The 26,306-nt window shown below is 72.2% G+C and carries 22 protein-coding genes, 1 tRNA gene and 2 pseudogenes; 11 read left to right on the plus strand and 14 right to left on the minus strand.

From position 1 onward, the window contains the following. Positions 1-33: 33 nt before the first annotated feature. Both IO33_RS0123115 and IO33_RS54115 read right to left on the minus strand, forming a co-directional pair. On the minus strand, positions 34-1,620 hold the full coding sequence (locus IO33_RS0123115) for a Na+/H+ antiporter (protein ID WP_031168065.1): 1,587 nt from the start codon (positions 1,618-1,620) through the stop codon (positions 34-36). Between the two features lie 89 nt (positions 1,621-1,709). Next, positions 1,710-2,183, minus strand: coding sequence for an SDR family NAD(P)-dependent oxidoreductase (locus IO33_RS54115; RefSeq protein ID WP_157857891.1), 474 nt, complete (start codon positions 2,181-2,183; stop codon positions 1,710-1,712). A 548-nt stretch (positions 2,184-2,731) separates the two neighbouring features. Between IO33_RS54115 and IO33_RS0123120 the strand changes: the two genes are divergently transcribed. Then, positions 2,732-3,940 (plus strand): L,D-transpeptidase, encoded by a 1,209-nt coding sequence (locus IO33_RS0123120; protein WP_245235867.1) that lies wholly within the window; start codon positions 2,732-2,734, stop codon positions 3,938-3,940. Between the two features lie 358 nt (positions 3,941-4,298). On the opposite strand, the gene IO33_RS0123125 is transcribed toward IO33_RS0123120, so the two are convergent. The 3 genes and pseudogenes from IO33_RS0123125 to IO33_RS52600 form a co-directional block, all read right to left on the minus strand. Continuing rightward, positions 4,299-4,383 (minus strand) — tRNA-Leu (locus tag IO33_RS0123125). Positions 4,384-4,559: 176 nt separating this feature from the next. Continuing rightward, the gene (locus tag IO33_RS0123130) at positions 4,560-6,161 is read right to left on the minus strand and encodes an aldehyde dehydrogenase family protein (RefSeq protein WP_031168069.1); all 1,602 of its coding nucleotides are present in this window, start codon (positions 6,159-6,161) and stop codon (positions 4,560-4,562) included. Positions 6,162-6,513: 352 nt separating this feature from the next. After that, positions 6,514-6,701, minus strand: a pseudogene (locus IO33_RS52600) (succinate--CoA ligase subunit alpha); the annotation flags it as partial. A 191-nt stretch (positions 6,702-6,892) separates the two neighbouring features. On the opposite strand from IO33_RS52600, the gene IO33_RS0123135 reads away from it, so the two are divergent. After that, positions 6,893-8,101 carry a low temperature requirement protein A gene (locus IO33_RS0123135; RefSeq protein WP_031168071.1) on the plus strand — a complete coding sequence of 403 codons (1,209 nt, stop codon included), beginning with the start codon at positions 6,893-6,895 and terminating at the stop codon, positions 8,099-8,101. On the opposite strand, the gene IO33_RS0123140 is transcribed toward IO33_RS0123135, so the two are convergent. The 4 genes from IO33_RS0123140 to IO33_RS0123155 form a co-directional block, all read right to left on the minus strand. Then, on the minus strand, positions 8,102-8,779 hold the full coding sequence (locus tag IO33_RS0123140; RefSeq protein ID WP_031168073.1) for a GntR family transcriptional regulator: 678 nt from the start codon (positions 8,777-8,779) through the stop codon (positions 8,102-8,104). Positions 8,780-8,942: 163 nt separating this feature from the next. Further along, positions 8,943-9,890 carry a beta-ketoacyl-ACP synthase III gene (locus IO33_RS0123145; protein ID WP_031168075.1) on the minus strand — a complete coding sequence of 316 codons (948 nt, stop codon included), beginning with the start codon at positions 9,888-9,890 and terminating at the stop codon, positions 8,943-8,945. A 136-nt stretch (positions 9,891-10,026) separates the two neighbouring features. Continuing rightward, positions 10,027-10,155 carry an MFS transporter small subunit gene (locus tag IO33_RS53570; protein ID WP_280921807.1) on the minus strand — a complete coding sequence of 43 codons (129 nt, stop codon included), beginning with the start codon at positions 10,153-10,155 and terminating at the stop codon, positions 10,027-10,029. Further along, on the minus strand, positions 10,130-11,473 hold the full coding sequence (locus tag IO33_RS0123155) for an OFA family MFS transporter (RefSeq protein ID WP_031168077.1): 1,344 nt from the start codon (positions 11,471-11,473) through the stop codon (positions 10,130-10,132). The genes IO33_RS53570 and IO33_RS0123155 overlap by 26 nt, the downstream gene beginning before the upstream one ends. Positions 11,474-11,576: 103 nt before the next feature. On the opposite strand from IO33_RS0123155, the pseudogene IO33_RS52605 reads away from it, so the two are divergent. Then, positions 11,577-11,789 (plus strand): annotated as a pseudogene (locus tag IO33_RS52605) (2Fe-2S iron-sulfur cluster-binding protein); the annotation flags it as partial. 7 nt (positions 11,790-11,796) lie between these two features. Next, positions 11,797-12,645 (plus strand): formate dehydrogenase accessory sulfurtransferase FdhD, encoded by an 849-nt coding sequence (fdhD, locus tag IO33_RS0123160; RefSeq protein WP_031168079.1) that lies wholly within the window; start codon positions 11,797-11,799, stop codon positions 12,643-12,645. A 345-nt stretch (positions 12,646-12,990) separates the two neighbouring features. Here the strand turns inward: fdhD and IO33_RS0123165 are convergent, their stop codons facing one another. Both IO33_RS0123165 and IO33_RS0123170 read right to left on the minus strand, forming a co-directional pair. Next, positions 12,991-13,518, minus strand: a complete 528-nt coding sequence (locus IO33_RS0123165; protein ID WP_031168080.1) for an isochorismatase family protein — start codon at positions 13,516-13,518, stop codon at positions 12,991-12,993. 19 nt (positions 13,519-13,537) lie between these two features. Next, complete coding sequence (locus IO33_RS0123170; RefSeq protein WP_031168082.1) at positions 13,538-13,975, minus strand: MarR family winged helix-turn-helix transcriptional regulator; 438 nt, start codon at positions 13,973-13,975, stop codon at positions 13,538-13,540. 129 nt (positions 13,976-14,104) lie between these two features. On the opposite strand from IO33_RS0123170, the gene IO33_RS0123175 reads away from it, so the two are divergent. Together IO33_RS0123175 and IO33_RS0123180 are read left to right on the plus strand one after the other, a co-directional pair. Next, on the plus strand, positions 14,105-15,022 hold the full coding sequence (locus tag IO33_RS0123175) for a quinone oxidoreductase family protein (RefSeq protein WP_031168084.1): 918 nt from the start codon (positions 14,105-14,107) through the stop codon (positions 15,020-15,022). Between the two features lie 132 nt (positions 15,023-15,154). Next, entirely contained in the window at positions 15,155-17,029 is a 1,875-nt protein-coding gene (locus IO33_RS0123180; RefSeq protein WP_031168086.1) for a sialidase family protein, read from the plus strand. Here IO33_RS0123180 and IO33_RS0123185 read toward each other — a convergent pair. Beyond that, positions 16,979-17,995 (minus strand): bile acid:sodium symporter family protein, encoded by a 1,017-nt coding sequence (locus IO33_RS0123185; protein ID WP_031168087.1) that lies wholly within the window; start codon positions 17,993-17,995, stop codon positions 16,979-16,981. The two genes, IO33_RS0123180 and IO33_RS0123185, sit on opposite strands and share 51 nt — an antisense overlap. A 181-nt stretch (positions 17,996-18,176) precedes the next feature. Between IO33_RS0123185 and IO33_RS0123190 the strand changes: the two genes are divergently transcribed. The 3 genes from IO33_RS0123190 (at position 18,177) to IO33_RS0123200 (ending at position 22,643) form a co-directional block, all read left to right on the plus strand. After that, positions 18,177-19,046, plus strand: coding sequence for a LysR substrate-binding domain-containing protein (locus IO33_RS0123190; RefSeq protein WP_031168088.1), 870 nt, complete (start codon positions 18,177-18,179; stop codon positions 19,044-19,046). Between the two features lie 764 nt (positions 19,047-19,810). Continuing rightward, positions 19,811-21,637, plus strand: a complete 1,827-nt coding sequence (locus IO33_RS0123195; RefSeq protein ID WP_031168089.1) for an AMP-dependent synthetase/ligase — start codon at positions 19,811-19,813, stop codon at positions 21,635-21,637. A gap of 169 nt (positions 21,638-21,806) precedes the next feature. Further along, a complete protein-coding gene (locus tag IO33_RS0123200; protein WP_031168091.1) occupies positions 21,807-22,643 on the plus strand; it encodes an aldo/keto reductase in 837 nt (278 codons plus the stop codon). Positions 22,644-22,824: 181 nt separating this feature from the next. Here the strand turns inward: IO33_RS0123200 and IO33_RS0123205 are convergent, their stop codons facing one another. Continuing rightward, entirely contained in the window at positions 22,825-23,436 is a 612-nt protein-coding gene (locus IO33_RS0123205; RefSeq protein WP_031168092.1) for a hypothetical protein, read from the minus strand. Positions 23,437-23,657: 221 nt separating this feature from the next. Between IO33_RS0123205 and IO33_RS0123210 the strand changes: the two genes are divergently transcribed. Then, positions 23,658-24,368 carry a glycoside hydrolase family 75 protein gene (locus tag IO33_RS0123210; protein WP_031168094.1) on the plus strand — a complete coding sequence of 237 codons (711 nt, stop codon included), beginning with the start codon at positions 23,658-23,660 and terminating at the stop codon, positions 24,366-24,368. Positions 24,369-24,436: 68 nt separating this feature from the next. On the opposite strand, the gene IO33_RS0123215 is transcribed toward IO33_RS0123210, so the two are convergent. Then, on the minus strand, positions 24,437-25,369 hold the full coding sequence (locus IO33_RS0123215; RefSeq protein ID WP_031168096.1) for a class I SAM-dependent methyltransferase: 933 nt from the start codon (positions 25,367-25,369) through the stop codon (positions 24,437-24,439). A gap of 144 nt (positions 25,370-25,513) precedes the next feature. On the opposite strand from IO33_RS0123215, the gene IO33_RS0123220 reads away from it, so the two are divergent. Next, complete coding sequence (locus IO33_RS0123220; RefSeq protein ID WP_037685854.1) at positions 25,514-26,278, plus strand: phytanoyl-CoA dioxygenase family protein; 765 nt, start codon at positions 25,514-25,516, stop codon at positions 26,276-26,278. Positions 26,279-26,306: the final 28 nt, after the last annotated feature.

Raw genomic sequence — 26,306 nt, forward strand, 5'->3', positions numbered from 1 at the left:
TGTACCGCCTGTCGCACCCACGGGGGCCGGCAGTCAGTCGCGGGGGCGGAGGCTGGCCTCTTCGAGGTCGAGTTCGTGCTGGATCCGGCGCCGGGTGGCATTGCTGATCTTGTTCGCTTCGTAGAGGTGCTGGAGTTCGGCCGCCTCGATGGCGATGAGGGTCCGGCGGATCTCGCGGTAGGCGTCGGCTGGACGGGCGTCCGGGTCGCTGTAGTGGGCGTCTTCCACCTGGTGGATGCGCGCTTCCAGATGACGGCGGGCCTGCTTCAAGGCGGCCTGCGCGGCGGCACCCAGATCGGCCAGCTCATCCAGATCGCCCAGTTGCTTGAGCTCTTCGAGGGCGGTGTGGGCGATGTGCCGGCGGGTCCGCGCCTCCTCGCGAGCGGTGTGCTCCGGTTCCAGGGCGATGCCGGAGCGGCGGACGACAGGGGCCAGGGTGAAGCCCTGGAAGACGAGGGTGAGCGCGACGGTCCCGGTGGTGAGCGTGAGAATGAGTGCCCGGTGCGGCAGCGGCGCCCCGGTGTGGGTGACCAGGGGGATGGCCAGCGCGGCCGCCAGCGGCATGACGCCTCGGGTGCCCGCCCAGGACAGGACAGCCGGAACGCGCCAGGAGAGGCGACTCTCGCCCTCCCCGTGCCGGCGATGGATCAGGGCGGACAGCGGGAAGATCCACAGCAGGCGGATGGCCAGCAGGGTGAAGGCGATCGCCGGTACCCACAGCGGCCAGCCGTGCTCGTCGCGCGCGAGATGGCGGACGACCGAGGGCAGCTCCAGGCCGATCAGGGCGAAGACGACGCTCTCCAGCAGGAAGGTCACGGTGTCGTAGACGGCGTGGACCTGGACGCGGACGGAGGCGTTGCTGAGCTTGTGGCCGGTGCTGCCGAGGACGACCCCGGACACGATGACGGCGGTCACCCCGGAGGTGTGCGATTGCTCCGCGATGACATAGGAGGCGTAGGGGGTGACCAATGCGATGACGGTCTCCAGCATGGGGTCGTCGGTCCGTCTGCGGATCAGGGCCACCACCGCGGCGACCGCCGCGCCCATGAGGGCTCCTCCGCCTGCGAGAATCAGGAACTGCAGGGCGGTCCCGGGCACGCTGATGGCGCTGCCGGTCACCGCGGTCACCACGGCGACCTTGTACAGGACCAGCGACGTGGCGTCGTTGAACAGGCTTTCCGCCTGCACCAGGGCCTGCACGCGCGGTGGGAGGGACAGACGTCGGCCGAGCGCGGTGACGGCCACGGGGTCGGTGCTGGCCAGGACGGAGCCGAGGATGAGCGCGGTGGCGGCGGTGAGCGGAGTGATCACGGCGGCCACGTAGCCGACGACGATGGCCGAGGCGAGGACCAGGCCGAAGACCAGGCCGGTCACAGACCGCCACACGGTGCGCAGGTCGCGGACGGAGATTTCCCCGGCCGAGGCGTAGAGCAACGGCGGCAGCACCAGCACGCTGATCACGTGAGGCTGCAGACGCACCTCGGGAACCCAGGGCATCAGCCCCACGACCAGACCGGCAACCACGAGGAGTGACGGAGCGGGCAGGCTCCAGCGCCGGGCACCGGTCGACACCGCCGTGGCCAACACCACCAGCAGCAGGACAACGGTCAGGCCGGTCATGGAGCGTCCCGAGTGGGTCGGCGGTCAGTGTTCGTGGGCCGTGGGGCGGACCGTGATCGCGTTGACTGCGACATGCGGGGGCTGAGTGATCATGAAGGTGATGGCCCGGGCGGCGTCCTCGGCATCCGGCCAAGCGCTCCGCGGCACGCCACGGGCGGCCGTCCCGTACCTGTCGCAGGCAGCGTCGCCCCAGCTGCTCCGAGCGGCGGCGAACGGCCCGCTGGGGTCGCTGATCGCGTGAAGCGATCCACGGCGTCCTCGATGGCACGGCGCGCCTGTGCCGCGTCTCCAAGGGCAGCGGTGAGAACCCTGCACGAGCCGGCCCGATCATGGATCACCGCGGCCGGGTCCTCCAGCCGCCCCGTACGGCGGGCGGTCACCGCCGCAGCGGCGCTCTGCCTCGGGAGCGACGAGGCGGTTGCCGCGCCGGCGCCGTCGGACGCACCCGTCACCAGCGCCGCACATCCCGCCGATGGCGCATCGCGGTCGGCGACGCCGGCGCCTGCCGCCGTGACGCCCTGATCCGCTCCCGTCTGCCCCGCGTTCGGATCCCTCACACTCATGATCACCCTTCACAGGTCATCCCGCCCCGGGCAGACCGGGGTGCCGCACCCTCGCACCGCAGCCGCCGGCGAAGTGCCGCCTGCTCTTCGAAGCTTGCACCACGTGGTCCGAGACCGCCTCCGGGCCTTCGCCCGACGGGCCTCACCGGCCGCCTCGAACAGGGCAACCGCGATCCCACGGCCACCCTCCAGCCCGGGGGGCAGCCCTTGCGCTCACACCCAGGCTGCGGCGTCGGCGATCCCCTCCCGGACGACGCGCGCGACGTCACCGGCCTCGCCGGGCGAGAACACCGCCGAGGTGCACGACGACGGTGACGGGAACGGCGGGGTGCACCCCGTTGATGTGCACCCCGTTGATCAAGCCCCGGGCCTCGGTAACGCATTCGCGATGCGTGGAATCCGCCACAAATCACTCCCTTTCGGAAGGGTGAATGCATCACAGTGGTTCTTTGAAGCTGGTTGCCCCCGCGGTGACCAGTTCAGGGATTCACGATCCAGCGGCATGGGAGAAACGTTTGATTACGGCACGTAAGCGGCACACCGGGCTGATGGCCACGGCCGGGGTACTCGGCGGCGTACTCGCACTCACGGCTCTCGGCGGTACGAGCCACGCCGCCACCACCGGCAACGGCACCACGAGTCCCCCGAAACCACAGGCGCAGGCTGATCAGGCGGGTGCCCAGGACGCTTCCGACGCCCGAATAGTGATCACGCCCCGCCAAGGTGCCCACAACGTCGGGATCAACGGCCCCGTCCATGTCACCGTCAGCCACGGCAAGCTCACCAAGGTGACCATGACCGCCGTCGCGACCGGTGCCGAGATTCCGGGCACTGTGTCCGCGGACGGCACGTCCTGGAAGCCGAACAGCCCGCTGGAGCCGGCCACCAGGTATCAGGTCTCCGCAGAGGCCGAGGACGCCCAGGGCCGCTCCGCCACCGGGAATGCCACGATCACCACGGTCTCCCCGGCCAACGACTTCATCGGGCACCTCCTCCCCGAGAACGGCTCGACCGTCGGCGTGGGCATGCCGGTGACGGTCGACTTCGACAAGGCGGTCGGCGACAAGGCTGCCGTGGAGTCGGAGATCCAGGTGAGCTCCAGCAGCGGCCAGCGGGTCGTCGGTCACTGGTTCAACAACGACCGACTGGACTTCCGACCCGAGAACTACTGGGAGCCCGGCTCCACCGTCACCGTCAAGCTCACCCGCCACGGCATCCAGAAGACGGTCACGTTCAAGATCGGCCGGAGCCAGATCAGCACCGTCGACGCCAGGACCAAGCAGATGACCGTCGTACGGGACGGCAAGACGATCAAGACGATCCCGATCTCGTCCGGCAGCCCCGAGCACCCGACCTACAACGGCCGGATGGTCATCTCCGAGAAGTTCCGGCAGATCCATATGAACGGTGCGACCGTCGGCCTCACGAAGAAGGACGGCAAGCCCGCCTACGACATCAACGCCGTACCGCACGCCATGCGCCTGACCGACTCGGGCACGTTCATCCACGGCAACTACTGGGGTGCGGACTCGGTCTTCGGCAAGGCCAACACCAGCCATGGCTGCGTGGGCCTGAAGGACGTCATGGGCGGCGGCGACGGCAGGCAGCCCGCCGCATGGTTCTTCGGCAACTCGATGATCGGTGACGTCGTGGTCGTCAAGAACTCCGAGGACAAGACCATGCTGGCCCCGGACAACGGCCTCAGCGACTGGAACATGCCGTGGAGCGAGTGGGTCGCGGGCAGCGCGACCAGCTGACACCACGCCACTCCCCGCACAGGAACATGAATCCTCCGCCGGGCGGCGGCCGACACCATGTCGGCCGCCGCCCGCGGCGTCAGGCCGATCGGGCTGCCCGGCTCCTCCGTCGCGGCCGGGCCGACGGGTCAGGCACCCCTCCCCCGCAACCGGCGAAGGCCACAGGGCAGCAGCGTGACCCAGTGGATCAGCGAGGCGCGGCGAGCCAAGGACGCGGCACAGAAGAGGTTCGCCGCGCGCACGCCGTCACTTCCGCTACGCGGCCCAGGGCATCACGATCAGTCACGAACACGCAACGAGGACCCCGACCGTAAGGTCGAGGTCCTCGTTTCTGTTTCGCCACAGCGAGTACAGCGAGTGTCCGAGGGGGGACTTGAACCCCCACGCCCGATAAAGGGCACTAGCACCTCAAGCTAGCGCGTCTGCCATTCCGCCACCCGGACCAGGTGTCTGCCGCCTTGCGGTGGGTGTTCCCCGCGGCGACAGGGACAACAATACCAAGGTTTCGGAGTGCGTTTCACCTGCGTATCCGCCCCGCGGGCGGCGGCCCGGGAGGGCCCGGGCCACCGGATCGGCGACGGTATACAGGATGCAAGATTCTGCGTACACGGCGTGAGGATCAGGGCATGAGCTGGTACTCCGGGAAGCTCCCGGGCAGCCGCTCCCCGGCCGGTCCCTGGGTCACGGCGCGCACCAGGAGCTCGCCGCCGACGAACGCGCCCCGCCAGGACGCGCCGAACCCGCCGAACAGCTCGTCGCGGTCGCCGCGGGAGCGGGGGACGCCGTGCCCGGTCTTGAAGGCGCGGATCTGCGGGGCGAGACGGTCGAAGGTGGCGCGGTCGTCCGTGGCGAGCGTCGCGACCAGCGCCCCGTTGGACGCGTTCATGGCGGCCAGCAGCTCGGCCTCGGTGTCGACCAGGACGATCGTGTCGACGGGTCCGAAGGGTTCCGCGTGGTGCAGCGGGGAGTACGGCGGCGGGTTGAGCAGGGTGACCGGGTGGACGTAGGCGGAGGTGTCCTGGCCCGGCAGGAAACGGGTGCCGTCGGGCCGGCCGCGGTACAGCGGTACGGCACCCCGGTCGACGGCCTCGGCGACCTGGTCGGTGAGCTCCTTGGCCTTGGCCGCGTTGATCAGCGGGCCGTAGTCCAGCTCGGGCAGCGGGTCGGCGGGGTCGGCGACCGCGAGGGGGTGGCCGACGCGGACGGAGCGGACCGCGGGCAGGTAGGCCGCCAGGAACGCGTCGAAGAGCGAGCGCTGGACGACGAAGCGCGGGTACGCGGTACAGCGCTGTTTCCCGTAGTCGAAGAGTCGGGGGATCACGGCGGTGAGCCGCTCCCAGCCGGAGAAGTCCCAGACGCCCCAGGTGTTGAGCCCCTCCTGTTCCAGGATGTGCCGCGTGCCGAGGCCGGCGACGGCGGTGGCGACGTCGGCGCCGGTGTCCCGGCCGCCGACGAAGGACACACAGCCGATCTCCGGGGCCCGCACCAGCGCCTGGTTCAGCTCACGGCCGCTGCCCCCGACCAGCGTGACGGGCACCCCCTCGCGCGCGGCCAGCGCCATGGCGAGGGTCAGGCATGCCGCGCCGCCGTCGGTCGGTGTCTTGGCGATGACGGCGTTGCCCGCCAGTGCCTGCACGAGGGCGGCGTGCACGAGCACGCTCATCGGATAGTTCCAGCTGGCGATGTTGGACACGGGTCCGTCGAGCGCGCTGCGGCCGGCGAGCATGGGCTCGATGCCGTCGACGTACCAGCGCACGCCGTCGATCGCCCGGTCCACGTCCGCGAGGGCGAGCCGCCAGGGTTTGCCGATCTCCCAGACGAGCAGCAGGGCGAGCAGCTCGCGGTGGGCGGTGAGCGCGTCCAGGGTGGCGGCGATCCGCGCCCGCCGTTCGGGCAGCGGGGTGTGCCGCCAGGCGCGGTGCTGGTCGAGCGCGGCGCGCACGGCCTCCTGGGCGACGGTGCCGTCGAGACGAGGGGCGCCGGCGATCGGGCTGCCGTCGACCGGGGTGGTCGCCGGGAGCGTGCGCCCGTCGGGCCGCCAGTCGCCACCCCGGAGGGTGAGGACGCGGTCGTCCCGGAAGGCCTCGGGCGCGGCGGCGAGACAGCGCCGCCAGGCGTCGGCGTAGGCGGTACCGGGTTTCAGGAGCGCGGGGGCGGAGGGCGGGGGGCTCGCGGGCAGCGGGTTCGGGAGCAGGGGGTCGGGGGTGCCGGTGGGTGCCATACGTCAGCTCCGCTCTCGGTGCACGGTCGGGGCGGGTCGGGTCGGGGCGGTGGGACGGACGGGGCGAGGTGGTGGGGGCGAGGTGCAGGGGCGTGGGACGGATCCGGGAACCACGACGGGGTGCCGGGAACGGTCCGGCCGGCACCACGTGTCGCGCTCGCGCTCGCCTCGCACGGACCCGGATCGGCCGCACCGGCCGTTCCGCGCCCTCGGCCGGCGGCACTCCGCCGCGGCACGGCCGCGCCCTCCCCGCACGGCCGCGGAGCGGCGGCCCGGACCCTCGTCGGGCGCCGCATCACCTGGGCGCGGTCGCCCCGCACGCAGGCGGACCGGCCGCGCGGGTCGGCCCGCGTCAGCCGCCGCCGCGGGTGTCCATGCCCAGCCGGGCCGTCTCGGCCGGGGTGCGGCCGACCCGGACCCGGCGGCCTCCAGGGCCCCCTGCTCGGCGCGGGCGGTGCCGGCGGAACCGGGGACGATCGCGCCGGCGTGGCCCATGGTGCGGCCGTCGACAGCGGTGAACCCGGCGATGTGGCCGACGACGCCGGCCGGCGGCGTGTCGAGGCCGGCGGCGTGTCGAGGGCGGCGGCGGTCATCGCGCTGCCGCTGCGCCGGCCCGGACAGGACCGGACCCGCCGTCGCGGCACCGCGGATCCGGCCGGCGGCCTGAGCACGGCTGCGCGGACGCCGCCCCTCTACGATCTGCTCAGCGATCGCCGGAGGGGGAACACCGTATGCACATCACGCCGTTGGAGACGCCGTCGCCGGAGGGAACGGCCGGGGAGCCGGGGCGCCGGGTCACCACGCTGGAACTCTTCTTCGACCTGGTCTTCGTCTTCACGCTCACCCAGCTCACCGTGCTGCTCGCCCACGACCTGTCCCCCGCCACCGCCGGCCGGGTGGCCCTGATCCTCGTCGTGCTGTTCTGGATGTACGGCGCCTACGCCTACCTCACCAACCAGGTGCCGCCCGACCGTCCCTCCCGGCGACTGCTGCTGATGCTCGGCATGGCCGGGTTCCTGGTGTGCGCGCTGGCCATCCCCCGGGTGTTCGAGGACACGGGTGTGGTCTTCGGTCTCGGTTTCCTGCTGGTGGTGGTCGTCCACACGGCCCTGTACACCCGCGGCCACGGCTGGGACTCCGTCTGGTACGGCGTCCCCAACGCGCTCGCGGCCCTGTCGGTGACCGCCGCGGGACTCGTCGGCGGTCTCGCGGCGGACGGCCTGTGGCTGCTCGCGATCGTCCTGCAGTTCGTGACGCCGCTGGTGGCCGAGCACGGGCCGGGCCGCAGGGACGGGCGCGGTGCGGCGGTGCTCAGGGTGCAGCTGGGCGACCTGGACCCGGCGCACTTCGTGGAGCGGCACGGGCTGCTGCTGATCATCGCCTTCGGCGAGTCGGTGGTCTCCATCGGGGTCGGCATCGGTGATCTGCCGCTCACGCCGGGGCTGTTCTGCGGCGCGTTCCTGGCGCTGGCCCTGTCGGTCGCGCTGTGGTGGACGTACTTCGTGCGGGACGAGGAGGCGGCCGAGGCGGCGTTCCGGGCGACACCGCCGCCGGCCCGCTGGCGGCTGGCGATGAACGCGTACTACTACGCCTTCCTGCCGATGCTGCTCGGCATCGCCTGTCTCGCCGCCGGCCTCAAGAGGACCCTCGGGCATCTCACCCAACACCCCCAGACCGGGCCCGCGTTGGCGCTCGCGGGCGGGGTGGCGCTGTTCCTGGTGGGCGACGCGGCCTTCCGTACGGCCCTGCGGCTGCGGCCGGTTCGCCACCGGTGGGCCGGTGCCGTGCTCGCCCTGGCCACCGCCGCGGCCGGCGTCCGCCTGCCGGTCTACGGCGAACTCCTGCTGCTGGTGGCCGTGTTGGTGGGGATGCTGGCGGTGGAGGCCCGGTCCTGCGCGGTGTCCCCGCCGGTGGAAGAGGCGGTGGACGAGCCGGTGTGATCAGGAGCCGTCGTGCTCGTGGTAGGAGCGGCGGGTGTGTTCGATGTGGTCGCGCATCAGATGGGCTGCCCTCGGCGGGTCGTTGTGGAGGATCGCGAGGATCAGTTCCCGGTGCTCGACCCACGACTGGCGGCCGCGCTGCCGGGCCACCGGGGCGTAGTACCAGCGGACCCGCCGCTCCACCTGGGCGGCGAGTCCGGCGAGGACGGCGTTGCCCGACAGTTCCACGACCTTGGCGTGGAAGGCCGCGTTGAGGGCGACGGTGCGGTCCACGTCGTCGGCGGCGACGGCCTTCTCCCCCTCGGCGCACAGCTCGTCCAGCGCGGCGATCCCCGGGGCGTCCGCGTGGACGGCTGCCAGCCGGGCCGCCTCCGCCTCCAGCAGGGTGCGGACCGTGAGCAGCTGGTCGGCCTCCTCCTCGGTCGGCTCGTGCACGAACGCGCCCTGCGCGGGCCGCAGATCGACCCAGCCCTCGGTGTTGAGGCGCTGCAGCGCCTCGCGCACCGGCTGCCGGGAGACGCCGAGGTGTCCGGCGAGCTCGCTCTCGACCAGATGCTGGCCGGGCTGCAGGGCGCGGGTGGTGATCAGTTCCAGCAGCGCCTCGTAGACGCGTTCGCGCAGTGGTCCGGGGCGTTCCAGTCGGGGCACGGCACCGTGCGGCAGTCCGGTCGACAACATCGCGTTCCCCCTCCTGAGCAGGACCGACGGGCGGACGCGGGACGCTCCGTCGGATTGCTCAGTATCGATTGTCTTTTGTCTACAGTCTACGGTTGTCTACATCCACGATGGGCGAACTCCAGGGCCGGTGCGCACAGTTGGTTCACTCACGGGCAGCGTCCGCTCACGGGCAGCGTACGACCTGTCCCGCGTACGAGAGGTTGCCGCCGAAGCCGAACAGCAGCACGGGATCGCCGGTGCTGAGCGCTCCCTGCTCGATCAGCTTGGAGAACGCGAGCGGGACACTGGCGGCGGAGGTGTTGCCGGATTCGGTGACATCGCGGGCGACCACCGCGTTGACGGCGCCGAGCTTCACCGCGAGCGGTTCGATGATGCGCAGGTTGGCCTGGTGCAGGACGACCCCGGCGAGATCCTCCGGGGCCAGGCCGGCCTTCTCGCAGGCACGGTGGGCGATGGCCGGCAGCTGGGTGGTGGCCCAGCGGTACACGCTCTGCCCCTCCTGCGCGAACCGCGGCGGGGTGCCCTCGATCCGTACCGCGTGCCCCATCTCCGGCACCGATCCCCACAGCACCGGCCCGATCCCCGGCTGCTCCCCCGGCGCGCAGGCCTCGACGACGGCGGCCCCGGCACCGTCCCCGACGAGGACGCAGGTGCTGCGGTCGCTCCAGTCGGTGACGTCGGACATCTTGTCGGCGCCGATGACGAGCGCCCGGCCGGCCGCGCCGGCCCGGACGGTGTGGTCCGCGGTGGCCAGCGCGTGCGTGAAGCCGGCGCACACCACGTTGACGTCCATCGCGGCCGGCTGCGGGATGCCGAGCCGGGCCGCGACCCGGGCGGCCGTGTTCGGGGATCGGTCGATCGCCGTGGAGGTGGCGACCAGCACCAGGTCGATGTCGCCGGGGGTCAGACCGGCGGCGGCGAGGGCCTTGGCGGCGGCGTGCGCGGCCAGCTCGTCGACCGGCTCGTCGGGCCCGGCGATGTGCCGGGTCCTGATGCCGACCCGGCTGCGGATCCACTCGTCACTCGTGTCGACCAGGCCCGCCAGGTCCTCGTTGGTGAGCACCCGGGCGGGCTGGTAGTGACCGATGGCGGCGATGCGCGAGCCGTTCATGGCGGAGGTCCCTCGTTTCCGTCGTAGCGGGATCCACCAGTCTGATCAGTGACTGGCGAGTACGACGGCAGGTGAAGCCACAGGAATCAGGCGCCCGGGTTGTCGGCTTCGCTCAGCACCTCGAAGGCTCGTGCCCTCATCCCGTGAACAGCTGGGTCGCCTTGTGTACGAGTTCGTACACCCCGTACGCGAGGGGCGCTGCGACCCACAGCCAGGCGAGGGTGATCAGGCCCCGGCGGCTAGGCGGGCTGCTGTCGCTGGGCATCTGCGGCCTCCCTGGGCGCGGGGACGTGATGGCGGGCGTGGACGGGGCGGACGAGTTCGTTGGCGACGAAGCCGACGACGAGCAGGCCGATCATGATGCCGAACGACAGCCCGTACAGCGACGAGCCGTGCTTGCCGGCCTCCTTCTGCCGGTCGGCGATCCAGTTGACGATCAGCGGTCCGAGCACGCCGGCCGTGGACCAGGCGGTGAGCAGCCGGCCGTGGATGGCACCGACCTGGTAGGTGCCGAAGAGGTCCTTCAGATAGGCGGGGACGGTCGCGAAGCCGCCGCCGTAAAAAGAGAGGATCACCAGGGCGCACAGGACGAACAGCGGCTTGGACGCGTCCCCGAACAGGGCGATGAGCAGGTACATCAGTGCGCCGACGCCCAGGTAGACACGGTAGATGTTCTTGCGTCCGATCAGGTCGGAGGTGGACGACCAGCCGATGCGGCCGGCCATGTTGGCGGCGGACAGCAGGGCGACGAACCCCGCTGCCGCGGAGGCCGACACCGGCGCGGAGCTGTCGGCGAAGAAGTCCGTGATCATCGGTGCGGCCTTCTCCAGGATGCCGATGCCGGCGGTCACGTTCATGCAGAGCACGATCCACAGGCACCAGAACTGCGGGGTGCGCACCGCGCCGCGCGCGGAGACCTGCACCCCTTCGAGGCCGCTCGGCCCGCTCGGACCGCTCGCCGTGCCGCCGCCGTCCCCGGTGCGCGGCACACGGACCAGGAGCACGCCGAGGGTCATGAAGACGGCGTACGACAGCCCGTGCACCAGGAAGGCGAGGGCGATGCCATCGTTGTCACCGCCGAAGGACGCGAGCATCTGCGCGGACCACGGCGAGGCGATCAGCGCGCCGCCGCCGAAGCCCATGATGGCGATCCCGGTGGCCATGCCGGGCCGGTCCGGGAACCACTTGATCAGGGTGGAGACGGGCGAGATGTACCCGATACCGAGGCCGATCCCGCCGACGAAGCCGTAGCCGAGGACGATCAGCCAGTACTGCCTGGTCCAGGCCCCGAGCGCGGAGATCAGGAAGCCGGTGCAGAAGCAGACGAGGGCGACGGTCATCGCCCAGCGCGGTCCGTTGCGCTCGACGAGTGTGCCGCCGAACGCGGCCGACAGCCCGAGCATGACGATGGCCAGCTGGAAGGGCAGCGCGCTCTGGGTGCCGTCGAGGTGCAGGGCGGATTCCAGGGGCGGCTTGAACACGCTCCAGGCGTAGGCCTGGCCGATGGACAGGTGGACGGAGAGGGCTGCGGGCGGGACGAGCCAGCGGCTCCAGCCCGCGGGTGCGACAGGGGGGCTGCTCATGAGGCCGGACGGTACGGCGGGGCAGGGGTGTTGAGAAGGCGCGGCGTCGACCGTATGCGATGAGCGGTAGGCGGAATGCGGTAGGCGGTCGACGCGCGGGCGGCGAGTGGCGGGTGCCCGGGATGAGCCGCGGCAGAAGGAGACGGCCCACGGTGTGCGCGTCGCGCGGAGTGGCTGGAGCGGGCTGCAGCCTCACGGTCCCTGTGCAGGACAATGAGATCGTGAGGTCACCTCGCCGCACGACGACCCGGTGACCCACGGCAATCTCCGCATCAAGGGCCGTTTCGGCCACCAGCACGTACAGAACCGGGGCTGATCAGGACATGGGACGAGTCACGGAACGACGCAAGGTCCTGCGCATCCGGGACGGGGCGGTCTCCACGCGGCCGGACACACTGGTCGCCGAGGAACCCCTGGAGATCCGGCTGAACGGAAAGCCGCTGGCGATCACCATGCGCACACCGGGCGACGACTTCGCGCTGGCGGCGGGGTTCCTGGTGAGCGAGGGCGTACTGGCGACTGCATACGATCTGCAGAACATCGTCTACTGTGCCGGCGCGACGGCGGACGGCTCGAACACCTACAACGTCGTCGACGTGAGGACGGCGCCGGACGTCACCGTGCCGGACTTCACCCTGGAGCGGAACGTCTACACGTCCTCCTCCTGCGGCCTGTGCGGCAAGGCCAGCCTGGACGCGGTGAGGACCACCGCCCGCTTCCCGATCGCCGACACTCCCCCGGTGCGGGTCACCCCCGAGCTGCTGGCGAGCCTGCCGGAGCGGCTGCGGGCGGCCCAGCGGGTCTTCGACCGGACCGGGGGCCTGCACGCGGCGGCCCTGTTCACCGAGGACGGGGAGCTGCTGGACATACGCGAGGACGTGGGCCGGCACAACGCGGTGGACAAGCTGGTGGGGCGCGCGCTGCAGAACGGCGGACTGCCGCTGTCGCGGACGGTCCTGCTCGTCTCCGGGCGGGCCTCGTTCGAGCTGGCGCAGAAGGCGGTGATGGCCGGCATCCCGGTGCTGGCGGCGGTGTCGGCGCCGTCGTCGCTGGCGGTGGACCTGGCCGCCGAGACGGGACTGACCCTGGTGGGGTTCCTGCGGGGCAGCTCGATGAACGTGTACGCCGGTGAGGACCGCATCGCCTTGCAGGACGCGGCCGCCCAGGGCTGAGGCCTCTCCCCGCGGCACGGCGGCGAGGCCCCGGCCGGCGGGGAGTGCCCCGTGCGCCGCAGGGCCCCGTTACAGCCGGGGGACGGCGCCGCGTCGGCGCACGCCGTGACCAAGGCTGAGCAGCGACCGGCCACCGGGGCCGGCAGCGCGTGTGGGTTCGGCGTCGGCGACCTGGAGGCGAGCGGTGCCCGCGCGGGGGCTGTTCCGGTCGTCCGCCGGGTCGCCGCCGGTGGGGCGGACCGGGGAGCCGGCGGATGGGGCGGAGGTGCATCCGGACCCGATGCGTGCGGCATGAGGGGACGGCACCGGGCCGGTGGTGCGGGGGCGGAACGCCGCTGCGCGCGGTCAGGCGGGTGTGAGGTGTACGTCGGCGGCGGTGACGACCGTGCCCAGCCGGGGGAAGTCGAGCCGGACGGAGGCCTCGTGCTCGGCGGCGGTGAGGGCGGCCATGGCGTCCTCGGCGAAGACGAGGTCGTAGCCGAGGTCGGCGGCGGCGCGGGCGGTGGACTCGACGCCGAGGTTGGTGGCGATGCCGCCGAACACCAGGGTGGTGACGCCGCGTTCGCGCAGCCGTTCGTCCAGGCCGGTGCCCTGGAAGGCGCCGATGGTCCGCTTGACCACCTCCAGGTCGCCGCTCGCCGCGAGGCCGGGGACCAGGGCGCTGCCGGGCGGCTGTTCGGCGACCGAGGGGCGTTCCACCCGGACGAGGACGACGGGCGCTCCGGCGGCGCGGAAGGTGCGCGCCAACTCCTCGGCGACGACGAGCACTTCGGTGCCTTTGCGGGGTTCCAGGGGCAGCGCGACGATGCGTTCCATCAGGTCGACGAGGACGAGGGCGGTGCGCTGCGGATCGAGCACGGGAGCTGCGGTCATGACGGAACGTTAGCCGCCGTCAGCCGTCCGTGCCGGAAATCCGGATCAACAGGCCCGTGAACTGATCGCGTTCGGCGGCCGACAGCGGGGCGAGCAGCGCGTCGTTGGCCTCGCGGGCCGCCTGCTCGCAGCGCCCGAGGAGGCGGGCGCCGCCGTCGGTGAGGGACACGGCGTTCTTGCGCCGGTCCCTGGGGTCGGGGGCGCGCAGGACGTGGCCGGCGGACTGCAGGTCGTTGAGCACGCCGACCAGGTCCTTGGGGTCCAGGCCCACGCTGCGGCCGAGGTCGGCCTGGGCGACGGGCTGGAGGTCGCGGACGGCGGAGAGGACCACGTGGTGCCACATCTTCAGGCCCTCGGCGGCGAGCGCGTCGGCGACCAGGGCGCGCCCCCGGGCCGCGGCGCGGCCGAGGAGCCAGCTGGGCAGGGAGCGGATCGCGGGCAGGGGTGCTTCGGCCATACGGGCAGCGTATCCCGAGAATCGTTGGACCTCCCCATGAATGTCCGCTACCGTTGGGGCTCCCAACGAGTTCGTGGGGCTTCCCAACGATCGATGCGCCGGCAGATGCCGGCCCTGGAGGTGTGCGCGATGCGTCGTGTCCGGTACGAGTCCACCGGCGGCCCCCTGTTCGTCGAGGAGGCCCCGGTCCCCGAGCCCGGCCCGGGCGAGCTGCTGATCCGCTGCGCGGCGGTCGGCGTCACCCTGCCCGTCGTCCGCAAGGTCACCGAGGCCGCCGAGCCGATCGCGCTCGGCGGCGAGATCGCCGGCGAGGTGGTGGCGGCCGGCGAGGGCGTGACCCGCTTCCGGCCTGGCGACCAGGTGACCGGGATGTGCTTCGGGCACGGGTACGCCGACTTCGCCCTGCTGCACGAGGCCATGACCTCCCCCATACCGGACGGCGCCGACGCGGTGGACGCGATCGCACTGGTGCGCAGCGGTCTGGTGGCCTTCGGGGCCTTGGAGGCGGCACGCCCGGTGCCGGGCGAGGCGGTGCTCGTCACGGCGGCGGCGAGCGGAGTCGGACACCTCGCCGTGCAGCTGGCGCGGGCGCGGGGTGCGGGCCGGGTGGTGGGGGCCGTGTCCGACCCGGGCAAGGCGGACTTCGTCCGCTCGCTCGGCGCGGACGACTGTATCCAGTATGGCGACGACCGCTGGGGAGATCCCGTCGACTGTGTACTGGATGCCGTCGGCGGTGACCTGCTCACCCCCGCGCTCACCGCCCTGGCCCCGCACGGCCGCCTCGTCTCCTACAGCTCCGGCGGCGGCACCATCCAGGCGTACGACCTGCTGGTGGGCGCCAAGTCGGTGATCGGCTTCCAGATGGCGCTGATCGCCCGCGGCCGGCCGGACCTGTACGAGCAGTGGCGCCAGGAGCTGTGGCGGCTGTTCAGCGAGGGCACCCTGAAGCCCGCCGTGCACGCCGAGTTCACCCTGGAGGACGCGGCGAGGGCGCACGAGGCGATCGAGCGGCGGGCCAACCTCGGCAAGGTCGTACTGCGCCCGTAGGCCCCCCGCGCGGCCCTTGTGCTGCACGCTCCTTGTGGGGCGACCAGGCCCCAACTACCTTCGATGAGGCGCACGTTGGACATGGGACGTCCGGATGTCCAGATGTCCGGCCGACGAAGGGCAGGTCGCACCATGCCGTCAGGTCTTCGCGCCCGTCTCAGAGCCGCACTCACCGCCGCCGTCACCGTGGCGGCGGCCCTCGCGGCCTTCCTCCCCGGCACCACGGCACAGGCCCAGCCGGCCGCCAAGGCACCCGAGTTCGAGCAGCAGATCCTCTTCAAGGCGTCCCAGGACCCCGGCTACGCCTGCTTCCGCATCCCGGCGGTCGTGCGGACGACCGACGGCACCCTGCTGGCGTTCGCCGAGGGCCGGGTCCTCAACTGCGGTGACGCCGCCGACATCGACATCGTGCTCAAGCGCTCCACCGACGGCGGCCGCACCTGGGGCCCGCTGCAGGTGGCCAACGAGGGCGCCGGTGACACGCACGGCAATCCGGCGCCGGTCGTGGACCGCGAGACGGGCCGGATCTGGCTCGCGGAGACCTACAACACGGGCCGTACCGACAGCGCCGGTTGCCCGGTCCCCTGCGACCGCACCCCGCATCTGCAGTACAGCGACGACGACGGCCGCAGCTGGTCCGTGCCGCGCGACCTGAGCCCGGAGATCCTGCCCGCCGACTGGAACTCCTGGTACGCGACCGGGCCCGTGCACGGCATCCAGCTCACCCGCGGACGGTACGCGGGCCGGCTGGCCTTCGGGGTCAACACCGAGACCTCGGACGGCAGCCGGGTCACCGCCAACCACGCGGCACTGGTCGTGAGCGACGACCACGGCGAGCACTGGCGGATCGGCGCCACCGACACCTGGCCCATCGCCGACGACGGCACCTTCCGGCAGAAACCGTCCGAACTGACCCTCGCCGAGCGCGGCGACGGCTCGGTCCTGGTCAGCGGCCGGGAGCAGGACGGCACCGACCTCGGCCACCGCACCCAGGCGGTCAGCCGCGACGGCGGCGACAGCTTCACGGCGCCCTTCCACGACCTGCCCGACCTGTACGCCCCGCAGGTCCAGGGCTCCCTGCTGCGCCTGGGCGACCGGCTGCTGCTCGCCTGCCCCGCCGACCCCGACCGGCGGCGGACGATGATGGTCCGCTCCTCCTACGACGGCGGCCGCACCTGGGACAGCGTGGACCGCGGCACGGTCGTCACCACCGACTGGTCGGGCTACTCCGATCTGGTGCGCGCCGACGCGGACACGGTGGGCCTGGTCTACGAGGGCGGCGCGGTGGACGCGCGCGACGAGATCCGCTTCGCCCGCTTCACCGAGGACTGGCTCGCCCCGCGCCGCGGACCCGACCCGGTCACCGGCGACCGGGCTCCGCACGCCCGTCCCGCCGCGGTGCTCGGCGGGGCGGAGGAGACGGACGGGGTGTTCGGCGGGGCGCTGCGGTTCGACGGCACCGACGACGCCGTACGCCTGCCGTTCCGCGGTGGGCTGCCGCTGGGCACCAGGGACTTCACCGCGTCCCTGTGGTTCCGGTACACGGCCACGACCGGCGAGCAGCCGCTGCTGTGGATGGGCGGCGTCGGCACCACCCAGCCGCAGGTGTGGGTACGCGGCGAGCCGGCGAACCACCGGATCCAGGGACTGATCACGGTGCGGGACGGGGCGATCGCGCCGCAGACGGCCTACGTGCGGACGGACACCGCGTACAACGACGGCCAGTGGCACCATCTGGCGCTGCGGAGGGGCGACGGCCGACTGTCGTTGTTCGTCGACGGTATGCAGTCTTCCGTCGCCGACATACCGGGGTCGGTCAGCCGTAACTCACCCTTCGGCGTGCACATCGGTCAGCGCATGGACAGCCGGGCCTTCTTCACCGGTGCCATGGACGAGGTGCACGTCTGGGACCGGGCGTTCAGCGACGAGGAGCTGTCGGACCCGAAGGCGCTCCGGTCACCGAAGGACACGGTCCTGTGGCTGCCCCTGGACCGCGTGCGGGGCTGACGCACCGGAGGCGTCCGGGGCCTCCTCGGGGTCCCGGGCGCGCCGCTTGGCGATGACCGCGCACACCATCAGCTGCATCTGGTGGAACAGCATCAGCGGCAGCACGGCGAGGGAGGCCTGCGCGCCGAACAGGACGCTCGCCATGGGCAGCCCGGAGGCCAGGGACTTCTTCGAGCCGGCGAACTGGATGGCGATCCGGTCGTCCCGGCCGAATCCGAGTGCCCTGGCGCCGTACCAGGTCAGCAGGAGCATCGCGGCGAGGAGGACGGCCTCGACGGCGAGCAGGGCGCCCAGCCGCAGCGGGCTCACCTGGTGCCAGATGCCCCGGGTCATGCCCTCGCTGAAGGCGGTGTAGACGACCAGCAGGATCGAGCCGCGGTCGACCAGGCCGAGCACCTTCTTGTGCCGGGCGACGAAACCGCCGATCCAGCGGCGCAGCAGCTGCCCGGCGAGGAACGGCACCAGCAGCTGCAGCACGATCTTGACCAGGGAGTCGGCGGAGAATCCGCCCCCGTTGCTGCCGAGCAGCCCGGCCGCCAGCAGCGGCGTGACGCCTATGCCGATGAGCGAGGAGAAGGAGCCGGCGCAGATCGCCGCCGGGACGTTTCCGCGGGCGATGGAGGTGAACGCGATGGACGACTGGATCGTGGACGGCACCAGCGTCAGGAACAGCAGGCCCTGGTAGAGCGGCTGGGTCAGCAGCACCGGCACCAGTGCGCGCGCGGCCAGACCGAACCCCGGGAAGAGGATGAAGGTGCAGGCCAGCACCGTGATGTGGAGCCGCCAGTGGCGCAGTCCGTCCAGCGCCTCCCGGGTGGAGAGCCGGGCGCCGTAGAGGAAGAAGAGGAAGGCGATCGCGGCCGTCGACGCGCCCGAGGCCACGTCGGAGGCGGTGCCCCGGGCCGGCAGGAGCGCGGCGAGGCCCACGGTCCCGAGCAGCAGGACGATGTACGGGTCGATCGGCATCCAACTCGGCCAGCGCAGGCGTTTCACGGTGCTCCGATCGCTGTGCGGGGTCTGTTCGGACGGTGTCGTTCTTCGGGGCCGCGGAGCCCCCTTCATCGTCCTCCTGGGGTCGCCGATCGGGAATCCCGTACACCACTCTGACTGTCATCATGTTCTGCGATGACCCGAGTAGCCTGGGGGTGTGTACGACCCCACGCAGCTGCGCACCTTCCTCGCCGTGGCCCAGACGCTCAGCTTCACGCAGGCGGCGGGCCGGCTCGGGCTGCGCCAGTCCACGGTCAGCCAGCATGTGCGCCGGCTGGAGGACGCGGCCGGGCGGCAGCTGTTCGCCCGGGACACCCATTCGGTGGAGCTGACCGAGGACGGCGAGGCGATGCTGGGCTTCGCCCGGCGGATCCTGCAGGTGCACGAGCAGGCGGCGGCGTTCTTCACGGGCACGCGGGTGCGCGGCCGGCTGCGGTTCGGGGCGTCGGAGGACTTCGTGCTCACCCGGCTGCCGGAGATCCTGGAGGGCTTCCGCTACGACCATCCGGAGGTCGACCTGGAGCTGACGGTGGAGCTGTCCGGCACGCTGCACGAGCAGCTGGCCGCCGGGAAGCTCGACCTGGTGCTGGCCAAGCGGCGCCCGGAGGATCCCCGGGGTGAACTGGTGTGGCGCGACGACCTGGTGTGGATCGGCGCCGAGCGGCTGCATCTGGACGCCGACCGGCCCGTGCCGCTGATCGTGTATCCGCCGCCGGGCATCACCCGGGCCCGGGCGCTGGAGGTGCTGGAGCGCGAGGGCCGCGCCTGGCGGATCGCGTGCACCAGCGGCAGCCTGAACGGGCTGATCGCGGCGGCCCGCGCCGGGCTCGGGGTGATGGCCCACTCCCGGCGACTGATCCCGCCCGGCCTGTTGCGCCTGCCGGAGCGTTGCGGACTGCCCGACCTGGGCAAGGTCGACTTCGTGCTCGTCCACGGCCGCCGGCGGGGCGCTGCGGAGGGGGCTGCTGACGCGCTGGCGGCGGCGGTCCTGGCGGGCGGGGAACGCCTCAGCCGCCGGGGCGGCTGAGGTCCGCCGCCCGAGCCGGTCAGCGGGCCCTCGGGTAGGTGAGGTTCCTGACCTGGCGCAGGAAGGGCGTAGCTCCGTGTGCTGGACGCCGGCCAGGCCGCCGAGGGGGCCGCTGAGGCAGGCGTGGAGAGCCGCGGGCCCGCGGAACAGGCTGGTGGACGGCGAGGCGGGACGGTCCCGGCCGTCGCGAAGACCCAGGCGGTCTCCTCGCGCCCGCCCAGGCCTCGCCGACGGAGTGCAGCGCGTCGGGCGCGGCGGTGACCCACGGCGCGGCGACGAGGGGGTGGCCGAGGACGCCGGACCGGTGCTCGACGTCGGTGCACACCGCTCCCGAGGCGCGCAGCGCGGCCGGCCGGCGTCCGACCGAGGACTCCGAGCGGCCTGCCGCCACTGGAGTTCGGGCGGCCCGGCCGCGCCCCGCCGGCGAACCCGTGCCCGGACCGGACCGCAGCGAACCCGGGGACGAACCCCTGCCGGCAGCCCTGGAGACGCATATGCGCCCCTTATATGGCGAGAAGTACGGTGTGCGCCGTAATCGCCGCGTACAGATTCGGTGGAGATTACGGCACCGAAACTTACTGACCCGTCAGTATCGTGTCCGGCCCTTCCCCATGTGCGGGCATTTTCCGGTCACCGACGAACCAAAACGTGAGGTTTGCTCGGTTTCCGACCCCCTCCCGCCCGATGACGGCGTGGGGTAGCTTTCACCGCGCTGTGCCGCGTACCACGGGCGTGACCAAGCAGTGAGGATCGGGGAGCGAGGTTTGCGCGAGTTCACCAACCCGCCGCTCACGTCGGCACCGCCGGTGGGCGGTCTGGCCGACGCGGTCTTCGAGCATGCCCGGACGGACCCCACGCACATCGCCCTCGGCCGCAAGGACACCTCCGGGCAGTGGCGGGAGGTGACCTCCGCCGAGTTCCGCGACGAGGTCCTGGCCCTCGCCAAGGGCCTGCTCGCGCGCGGCATCCGCTTCGGCGACCGCGTCGCGATCATGTCCCGCACCCGCTACGAGTGGACCCTGTTCGACTTCGCCCTGTGGTCGATCGGCGCCCAGGTGGTGCCCGTCTACCCCACGTCCTCGGCCGAGCAGTGCTTCTGGATGCTCTACGACGCCGAGGTGTCCGCGGCGATCGTGGAGCACGAGGACCACGCGATGACCATCGCCACCGTCATCGACCGCCTCCCGCAGCTGCGCCAGCTGTGGCAGCTGGACGCGGGCTGCGTGCAGGAGCTCTACGACGCCGGGGCACACCTGGACGACGAGGTGGTGCACCGGCACCGGCAGGCGGTCACCCCGGAGTCGGTCGCCACCATCATCTACACCTCGGGCACCACCGGCCGCCCCAAGGGCTGTGTCCTCTCGCACGCCAACTTCATGTACGAGGCCGACACGATGATCCAGCGGTGGCAGCCGGTGTTCCACACCAAGAAGGACGACGAGGCCTCCACCCTGCTGTTCCTGCCGCTCGCGCACGTCTTCGGGCGGATGGTGGAGGTCGCCGCGATCCGCGGCCGGGTCCGCTTCGGGCACCAGCCGCAGCTGAACGCCGCCGCCCTGCTGCCCGACCTGCAGGCCTTCAGGCCGACCTTCATCCTCGCGGTGCCGTACATCTTCGAGAAGGTCTTCAACGCGGCCCGCCGCAAGGCCGAGAAGGAAGGCAGATCCGGGCCGTTCGAGAAGGCGGTCGACATCGCGGTGAAGTACGCGGAGGCCGTGGAGGCCAAGGCGTGGGGCACCGGGCCCGGCCCGTCGGCGGGGCTGCGCATGCAGCACCAGCTGTTCGACAAGCTCGTCTACTCCAAGGTCCGCGCGGCGATGGGCGGCCGGATACGGAACGCGATGTCCGGCGGTTCGGCGATGGACCGCCGGCTGGGACTGTTCTTCGCGGGCGCCGGCGTGCAGATCTACGAGGGTTACGGCCTGACCGAGTCGACGGCCGCGGCGACCGCCAACCCGCCCGAACGCACCCGCTACGGCACCGTCGGCCAGGCCATCCCCGGCGTGACCGTGCACATCGCCGACGACGGGGAGATCTGGCTGCACGGCGGCAACGTCTTCCAGGGCTATCTGAACAACCCCAAGGCCACCGACGAGACGCTGCACGAGGGCTGGCTGGGCACCGGCGACCTGGGCTCGCTCGACGAGGACGGCTATCTGACCATCACCGGCCGCAAGAAGGAGATCCTGGTGACCTCCGGCGGCAAGAGCGTCTCCCCCGGTGTGCTGGAGGAGCGGGTCCGTGAGCATCCGCTGGTCAACCAGTGCATCGTGGTCGGCAACGACCGCCCCTACATCGCCGCCCTGGTCACCCTGGACCAGGAGGCCGTGGAGCACTGGCTGCAGATGCGCGGGAAGCCGAGGATGACCCCGGTCGAGCTGGTGCGCGACCCGGACCTGGAGACGGAGGTGCGGCGGGCGGTGGTCGCCGCCAACACCCTCGTCTCCCAGGCCGAGTCGATCCGCACCTTCCGCATCCTCGCGCAGCCGTTCACCGAGGAACACGGCCTGCTCACGCCGTCGTTGAAGCTGAAGCGGAAGGCGATCGAGAAGGCGTACGACAACGAGGTCGAGGCCCTCTACCGGACGTGAGGGATCTGATGGGGCGCCAGCCGACCGCCATGCGTTTCCGGCCGGCCTCCGCCGCGAAGACTGACTGACCGGCCGGTCAGGTCGGATCGCGCGGTCAGGAATGCGGGGCGGCGCGTGATCGTTGACGATGGGAGTACCACCTGTCGACAACCGAAGGATCAAGAAGCTCGTGAGCAGCAAGGTCCCCCCGATCATCCTCAACAACGGCGTCGAGATGCCCCAGCTGGGCTACGGCGTCTGGCAGGTGCCGGACGACGAGGCCGAGCGGGCCGTCGCCACGGCGCTGGAGGCCGGGTACCGCAGCATCGACACAGCGGCGATCTACGGCAACGAAGCGGGCACCGGCAAGGCCATCGCCGCCTCCGGACTGCCCCGCGCGGACGTCTTCGTCACCACCAAGCTCTGGAACAGCGACCAGGGGTACGACTCCACGCTGCGCGCCTTCGACGCGTCGCTGGAGAAGCTGGGCCTCGACTACGTCGACCTGTACCTGATCCACTGGCCGCTGCCGTCCCGCGGCGCCTACCTCGACACCTACAAGGCGTTCGAGAAGCTGCTCGGTGACGGCCGGGCCCGCGCCATCGGCGTGTCCAACTTCCTCCCCGAGCACCTGCGGCGGCTGATCTCCGAGACCTCGGTCGTCCCGGCGGTCAACCAGATCGAGCTGCACCCGCATCTGCAGCAGCACGCCGCCCGCGAGGTGCACGCCGAGCAGGGCGTCGCGACCGAGGCCTGGTCGCCGCTGGGCCAGGGCAAGGGCCTGCTGGAGGTGCCCGCGATCGTCGCGATCGCGCGGAAGCACGGCCGCACCCCGGCCCAGGTCGTGCTGCGCTGGCACATCCAGCTCGGCAACATCGTGATCCCGAAGTCCGTGACGCCGGCCCGCATCAAGGAGAACATCGAGGTCTTCGACTTCAGCCTGGACGACGAGGACCTCGCCGCGATCAGCGCGCTCGACGAGGACCGCCGCCTGGGCCCCGACCCGGCCACCTTCGACATGGCCTGACACCCCTCACGGCCGTCCGCCCCCACCGCACAGCGGGGTGGACGGCCGTCCGCGTTCCGGGGACCCGCGCGCACCCGGGCCCTCCTCGTTCCGGGGACCCGCGCGCACCCGGGCCGCCCGCGCCGAGCGGCCGTCCGCTCCCCGGCGTCAGGCCGCCCCGGCCGGGAGCGTGTCCCGGCGCTCAGTCGCCCCGTACGTCGGCGTGCAGGATGTCGAACTCCTCCAGGGCGATCACCGCGATGCGGGCCTTGGCCGTGCCCTCGCGGCGGATCGCGGCCTGGCCGGTCCGGGTCGCGGCGAGGGAGGCGCGGTCGGCGAAGAGGACGCCGGTCATGCCGCGCCCGCGTTCGCGGTCCAGGAAGAGGGCCGCCCCGGCGAAGCCGGGCAGCATCTCCAGCCGGGGCAGCACACCGGCGTGGAAGGTGTCGACGGCGAGGTCGGCGTCGGCCGGTTCGCAGTCGAAGCGGGTGAGCCGCAGCCCGCCGCCGGACAGGACCCGTTGCCCGGCGTGGTAGACGGCGGCTTCGTAGTTCTCGACGGAGACGGTCCCGGCGAAGGGCTGCAGCAGCTCCGGCCGCCGGACGCTCATCACCTCGTCGCTGACGCGCCGCGCGTCCGCGGACTCCCACCAGCTGACGGTGAGCAGTTTGCCGAGGTCGCGGTCGACGAAGACACCCGCCCCCCGGTATCCGGGGCGCTCCTCCAGCAGGTCGTGCCCCCGGGTGTTCAGGGCCCGGACGGCCGTGCCCAGCTGCGCCGGATCGCCGGTCGCGTACACCGTGCGTACGAACATGCGCCTCGCCTCCCGGAGCCATGCCCCTGTCCGGCCTGTCGGCCGACAGCCGCCGGCATATCCGCAATCGCCGGTTCATCCAGTTTTGCCATGGTCATAAATCACCGCAATACGCACGCATTTCACCAGTTCGCAGCGGCGGGCTTGACGAGGACATGCATACGGGGTCACGGTGTACGGCACCTGGTAAGGAAACTTTCCTAACAGAAGGGCCCCCCACTGTGCGCCTTCGAAACCTGACCCTTGCCGCGGCCTTTGGAGTCGCGCTGCTCGCCGCCGGAGTGCTTCCCGCGCACGCGTCCTTTGCCGGCTCCACGCCGCGGACCGCCCCGGCCTCCGCCCAGGAGGGCTCGGTCAGTGCGGCCGACCTGCTGGCCAAGGTGAAGTCCTGTTCCCAGATATCGAACGGCAAGTACAAGACGGACGACGAGACATCGGCCACGGTCCCCGTGTGCGGCAAGAACGGCGCGGTGTTCTGGAAGGCCGACATGGACATCGACTGCGACGGCCAGCGCACCACCAACTGCAACGCGGACCGCGACCCCTGGTACCAGGACGACACCGCCTTCCACCAGTCCGACGGCAAGCCGCTGAAGGCGGAGTCGCTGCCGTACGTCGTCGTCCCCAGCTCCAGCAGCATCTGGAACTACTCCGGTGCCGGCATCAAGGGCGGCGGCGTGGTCGCGGTCGTCTACGACAACAAGGTCGAGTACGCCGTCGTCGGCGACACCGGCCCCACGAAGATCATCGGCGAGGCGTCGTACGCCACCGCCAAGGCGCTCGGCATCGACCCCGACCCGGCCACCGGTGGCGTCGACTCGGGCGTGACGTACATCCTGTTCAAGAACTCCAAGGCCTCCCCCATCGAGAGCCACAGCGCCGCGGTCTCGCTCGGCGACCAGCTGGCCAAGCAGTTCCTGGCCGCCAACTGACCACCCCCCTTCCCTCCGCCCACCGGGCCCTCCGTCCACCGGGCCGGCTCGCCATGCCCGGCACCGGATCAGACCGGCCGTACCGCGCGGTGCACCGTGTGGGCCGCCAGCACGAACACATCCGGACGCCGGTGGGCGCTGCCGGGATCGGCGGGGTCGAGGAGACGGTCCAGGGTGGCGAGGTCCTCGGCGTCCAGGGCGTCGGCGTGGACCTCGCGGGCCCGGGCCAGGGCGGAGACCACGAAGGCGCGCGCCCGGTCCGGGACCGGGGCGGGCACGTCGAGGAGGAAGCTGCGGGTGCCCGTGTGCTTCAGGCCCGCCCCGGCCAGCAGGGCGGGCCAGTCCTCGGTCTCGGCGACCGCGCCGGGCAGCTCGGCGCGCATCCGGGCGAAGCGGTCCTCCTGGGCCACGTCGATGCGGGCCTGGAGCCCGGGACGGCCGAAGCCGATGTCCCGGGGCAGCCAGCGTACGGGCAGGCCGCCCTCCAGGACGGCCAGAGTGCCGCCGGGGGCGAGCCGGGCGGCGAACGCGGTGAGCGCGGCCTTCTGGTCACCGAGGTGGTGCAGGCTGCGGCTGGCCCACAACAGGTCCGCCGGATAGTCCAACTCCGCCAGCGAGCCGGGCAGTTCACCGGCCAGGGTGCCGAAGCGGTCGGCGACGCCCAGCCGGGCGGCGCGGGCGCGGGCACGTTCGAGAAGGGGGACGGAGGCGTCGGCGGCGACCACCCGCGCACCGGGGAACGTCTCCGCCATCAGGCAGGCGATCACCCCCGGTCCGCTGCCCGCGTCCACGATCAGACCGGGCTCGGTCACCTCCTTGCCCAGCCAGGCCAGGGCGCGCGCGTACGCCGGACCGAACAGTTCGGCCTCCGCCTCCAGCAGCTCCGCGACGGTGGCCCAGTCGACCGTGCCGCCGTGGTCGTGGCGGTGGGCGTGGGCGTGCGGGGTGGGGTCCCCCTGGTGGGCCTGCTGGTCGTGGGGGAACTGCCGGTCGTGTGCCATGGCGGTCAGCCTCTCGCTCGGGTGCGGCCAGCCTGCGACGGCGCACGGGGGCGGTGCCACTTTCGTTGCCGGTACCGCAAAAAACGTGCCGGTGCCGCAAAAACCGGGTGCGCGGGAGCGGGCCGGGCGGCCAGCATGGCGCCCGTGGACGACGAGCTTGTGACACGCTTCGTGACCGACGGCTTCGTGAAGATCGAGGGTGCCTTCCCTCCCCGGGTCGCCGCGGACTGCGCCCGGCTGCTGTGGCGGGAGACGGGGTACGACCCGGACGACCCGGGCACCTGGAAGGAGCCGGTGGTCCGGCTGGACGGCATGGCACAGGGGCCGTTCGCGGCCGCCGCCAACTCCCCCGCCCTGCACGCGGCGTTCGACCGGCTCGTCGGAGCGGGCCGGTGGGAGCCGCGGTACTCGCTGGGCACGTTCCCGCTGCGCTTTCCGCACCCGGCCGAGCCGGACGACGCGGGCTGGCACATCGAAGGCAGCTATCTCCCCGAGGGCGAGCGGTGGTACTTCGCCAACCTGCGCTCCAAGGGCCGCGCGCTGCTGATGCTGTTCCTCTTCAGCGAGGTCACCGAGGCCGACGCCCCGACCCGGATCCGGGTCGGCTCGCACCTGGACGTACCGCCGCTGCTGGAGCCGTACGGCGAGGCGGGCGTCTCGGGACTGGAGATCGAGCCGCAGCTGGTGGCGGCCTCGGCGCACCGGCCGCTCGCGTACGCCACCGGCCGCCCCGGTGACGTCTACCTCTGCCACCCCTTCCTGGTGCACGCGGCCCAGCCGCACCGCGGCACCCGGCCCCGCCTCATGGCACAGCCGCCGCTGGAACCGGCGGTGCCGTACGAACTGGACCGGCCCGACGGGGCGTACTCACCGGTGGAGCGGACGATCCGCCGGGCCCTGCGCCGCTAGCGGCCCGGGGGTGCGGACCCTCGGCCTG

It is taken from the genome of Streptomyces durhamensis, assembly GCF_000725475.1.
Classification (GTDB): domain Bacteria; phylum Actinomycetota; class Actinomycetes; order Streptomycetales; family Streptomycetaceae; genus Streptomyces; species Streptomyces filipinensis.